General features: G+C 39.1%; 3 protein-coding genes. All 3 read right to left on the bottom strand.

What is annotated here, in order from left to right; genetic code table 11:
- Positions 1 to 81: 81 nt before the first annotated feature.
- Genes FDX01_RS03505 through FDX01_RS03495 form a run of 3 tightly spaced genes read right to left on the bottom strand, consistent with a single transcriptional unit; the run spans position 82 to position 2,428 of the window.
- Positions 82 to 1,263 carry a hypothetical protein gene (locus tag FDX01_RS03505; protein WP_137399240.1) on the bottom strand — a complete coding sequence of 394 codons (1,182 nt, stop codon included), beginning with the start codon at positions 1,261 to 1,263 and terminating at the stop codon, positions 82 to 84.
- A gap of 3 nt (positions 1,264 to 1,266) precedes the next feature.
- On the bottom strand, positions 1,267 to 1,524 hold the full coding sequence (locus FDX01_RS03500) for a PAAR domain-containing protein (protein WP_137399239.1): 258 nt from the start codon (positions 1,522 to 1,524) through the stop codon (positions 1,267 to 1,269).
- A gap of 25 nt (positions 1,525 to 1,549) precedes the next feature.
- Positions 1,550 to 2,428 (bottom strand): hypothetical protein, encoded by an 879-nt coding sequence (locus FDX01_RS03495; RefSeq protein ID WP_137399238.1) that lies wholly within the window; start codon positions 2,426 to 2,428, stop codon positions 1,550 to 1,552.
- Positions 2,429 to 2,591 lie beyond the last annotated feature (163 nt).

Here is a 2,591-nt window from a genome sequence, read left to right as displayed (position 1 = left end):
TAAAACACTATCAATAAGTTGGAGTCATTACCAAGTGCTTAGACGCTGATTACTTTTCACATCTACACCTTTCATAATAATTCATGCTGTACGCACAATAAGCATATGCGTGGTTTTATCATCAATTAATAACCACTGAGTCATATTTAATTTGACAGCGTTTTCACTGGCGCATATTAGCATGATATTCCCAACACCAACACCGGACTCTCCAAATGTATTATCCAATACAAACTCTCCTTTTTTTGATAGTAAATAACCACCTTGTTCCATTGACTGGAGAGTTAATGGCAATGCATCGCTTTGTATTCTGGAACGCCAAAAATACCATGGTAACTCTGGCATTACATTCCCCCAGCGAGTCACCGTTGTTACTGACTCAACCGGATCCTCCATTATTACCGGGCGATGTACCCATGACTTCGGTGTCACTTTTTTTTGAGATAACCAAGCGGGTGAGGCCAGCAATATAGCCGATATAGATTCAGCCTGTTTATCTCGTGGCTCCAGAAATAAATTTATCGCAACAGAAAGGATTAATATTGATTCTTGACTATCCAGCCATTTATCAATCCACATCGCCCCATCACCTTCTTTACAAATTTCAAAACTCTGCTCATCACATGGTAATGGGAATACTTGATGCCAGAGCATATTTATTACCTCATTATCTAACACCCCGTCATGCTGAATACGAACATGAAAATTACCAGAAAACTCTGTAAGCTCTGGTTGTAATTGCTGAGTGATATTTTTCAGTAAATTCTCTATACGTAGCAAATAACCTGATTCAGTGGGCTCTGTAAGTTGTGGGGAAATGAATGCAGTTGTTAACATCCTACGATGCTGAGGAGAATAGTTCATTTGAAGTTCACTTCCTCCCTGCGTAAGTGCGTGAGCAAGTTTATTGCTGGCGACGGGAGTAATGTATGCGGTTGCCAACACCCCCATGGCTAATCGCCCCAGAGCGACTTGTTCATCATATTGCTGCTCGTGTAAATGATTCCACCAAACGATACGGTCTCGCTCATTTTCATAACGTCTTAATCGCGCAATATAGCCTGTTAACCCAATGAATAAAGGAACAACAAGAGAACAAAACCAGAACCAAATTGAATGTGTGGATTCATTTTCATGCCAAAATAAGAAAACAAAAGTAGCCCCAGAAATAATACAAAGAACAATAATGAGTAACCATTTAAGTTTATCTGGAGGGACTGGCAGCACCAACTTCTCAGGGATCTTTTTAAGATCAATTGGCATATATCACATTCTTCCCGCAATAGGTAATGATGAAATTAATGTACAACCACACCCACAACGATGACCATGAAGCGCAATAGGTTTACCATTAATCCGGGAACCTATATCACCTTCGATAATTATCGTTTTACCATGTACGGGACAGAATACTTTATCCATCATGCACGAAACAGGTAACCCCATAAATAGAACACCAGTGCTGCCTTCAAGAACAATCCCACCGTGCGTTGTTTTATCTGTCATACGAATAACTCCAAGCATACTCTACCCCTTATTTTTGTGAATACTAGCTGATATCAATAGATAGCATCTTCCACATGCTAGCTTCCTGAATCATTATGACGGTAATATCACGTATATTACCGTTTTTAAACGTAACACTTCCTGAAAGTACACCTCTATCACCTTCGACAGAAATATTATTAAAACTATAATCCTCTATGCTTTCAAAATTATAAGATTTCATTGCCAACTTAAAACCTTCACTTGTAATCTTCTCACGCATCTCGCTAGCAGTTTGCGCATAGGCTAAGATATATGAATTATCACGTAACCAATCTATTTCAGATCTTGCCGCCTCCTTAACACCAGTCGTCATAAAAAATATGAAGGAGAGAATAGATATTGTTAGAATAGCGACAAATGCCAGACAGGAAAAAACTTTCCATTTCGCTGTTCTTTTCTTTCCAGCAGAAAAAGTTGACTTAACACGCCAACCAGATTCTTTTATGACATTAAACAAAGGAGCTGTTACACTGGATGATTCAAAGTCGTAACTATAAATCTTCCCAAATCCACCATTCTCTTTTAGCCCCCAGGCACCACCAAATTTGAATTCCTTCCTCCGTCCTAACTGAAATTCTTTTTTAAAACCAACCTTCTCCGGTCCTGCCTCCCATTCACTACTGGTTGATTTTTCCTGATAGCTAACCTGCTTACCAACATCATCAAATACAAGCTTAATCTGAAAACTTTCTTTCAGGCCACCAGCGTCATAAATATTAGACCAGTTAGCGTCAACATAATTACAAATGACAACGATATCATCCTTATCTTCCTGTATAACGAATGGAATATCTTGAACTTCATTTAAATCCAATAATCGTTTCTTTAAAGAAATTAAAGTACAAGGCCCGTTTGATGACGTAGAAACATTCTGATTCATATTTATCCCTTCTCAATTAATAAATAATACTAAACGCTTATTTCACCACCTCCGCAGCGTTCACCGCACAGCGTACGGTGGTGCCATCGGGAAAATAGTTATCCTTAATGGCATAGCCGCGAAAAAAGGTCAGCCCCACATCAAACCCGGGTGAAGGATTGTC

It is taken from the genome of Citrobacter sp. wls613 (assembly GCF_005281195.1).
In the GTDB taxonomy this organism is placed as follows: domain Bacteria; phylum Pseudomonadota; class Gammaproteobacteria; order Enterobacterales; family Enterobacteriaceae; genus Citrobacter; species Citrobacter gillenii.
This window is presented reverse-complemented; position numbering and strand designations above follow the sequence as displayed.

Bases quoted from the DNA above. Each gene is read 5' to 3' on its own strand.
- FDX01_RS03505 (WP_137399240.1), bottom strand. From the start codon at position 1,263: ATGCCAATTGATCTTAAAAAGATCCCTGAGAAGTTGGTGCTGCCAGTC.
- FDX01_RS03500 (WP_137399239.1), bottom strand. From the start codon at position 1,524: ATGCTTGGAGTTATTCGTATGACAGATAAAACAACGCACGGTGGGATT.
- FDX01_RS03495 (WP_137399238.1), bottom strand. From the start codon at position 2,428: ATGAATCAGAATGTTTCTACGTCATCAAACGGGCCTTGTACTTTAATT.